The sequence below is a fragment of the Shigella sp. FC1661 genome, from assembly GCF_001712525.1.
Classification (GTDB): Bacteria; Pseudomonadota; Gammaproteobacteria; order Enterobacterales; family Enterobacteriaceae; genus Escherichia; species Escherichia coli.
This window is the reverse complement of the sequence record NZ_MDGW01000385.1, coordinates 1-925: the sequence shown is the minus strand read 5'-3', so window position 1 is coordinate 925 and position 925 is coordinate 1. Positions and strand designations below refer to the sequence as shown.

Annotated in this window: 2 protein-coding genes; both read right to left on the bottom strand. The window is 46.2% G+C overall.

Annotation, left to right across the window (positions count from 1 at the left end; all coding sequences use genetic code 11):
- Positions 1 to 159: 159 nt before the first annotated feature.
- Positions 160 to 714, bottom strand: coding sequence for a DUF1133 family protein (locus BFF42_RS18610; protein WP_000640137.1), 555 nt, complete (start codon positions 712 to 714; stop codon positions 160 to 162).
- Positions 715 to 769: 55 nt separating this feature from the next.
- On the bottom strand, positions 770 to 925 hold a 156-nt coding region (locus BFF42_RS18605), incomplete at its 5' end, for an IS3 family transposase (RefSeq protein WP_001392677.1).

The following is a 925-nucleotide window of genomic DNA, read 5'->3' as shown; positions in this document are numbered from 1 at the left end:
ATCTGCAAACTCATCTGACCACCAGCACGTTTAACGTCCTGTGCCGTTTTTCAGGTATAAAAAAACCCGCATAAAGCGGGCTCTTTCAAATGTCCATGTCTGCTATTCGCCTCGCGGTACAGCTTTGCGAAGCGTACAAGAATTGAAGCAGTTTTTACGTCAAAAAGCAATAACTTTTTTCTCTATACCAAAAGCCATAACCATTGGTTTGTACAAAATAAATTCTGCCACCTTTAGCCAATGCTCAATGCGTCTTTCACAGGTTCTTAAACTCCATTTCGGGTGTGCATCATTCAGCAGTTCAGCCATTTTGCGTTTGGTCATCCCCCGCCCCTCATACCGTTGCCGAAGGACGCTAATCAATCCTGGATGCTCTGCCAGCACCTCACTTATGACCCGATCAATACATAACGCCTCTGCATCAGTACAATGCGCCAGCCAGCTCTTTTGCTTACCGTTAATCATATCCCGCAAAAAAGCCTCAAGTTCAGACTTGTTCAGACCTGCTTTTTTCATCCTCCGGAGCGCCTCGTTAATTGCCGTTTTTGTCAGCTTTTTAGAGGCCAACAACTGGTTGAACATATTCCCCGTCTTACCGCCGCCAATATACGACCAGCGCCCCCACATGCGCAGTTTTCCCTGAATCCAGACACTTTCCAGCGTGGTGAGACGAAGGTGTTCCCCGCTTTTGCCTGTATTTGTTGGGTAAATCATAAATAACCTTCCTGAGGTGTACTGGCAATAGCGGACACTACCATTTGTTCTTTTTTTAAGCAGCCATCTGATGATATTTTTCCCTGAAGGCTGCCGGGGAGATATTCCCCAGACGAGAGTGACGACGCTGACGATTGTAGAAAATCTCAATGTATTCCCGTATTACTGAGATGGCTTCATCCCGGTTATTAAAACGATAGTGGCTCAGGCT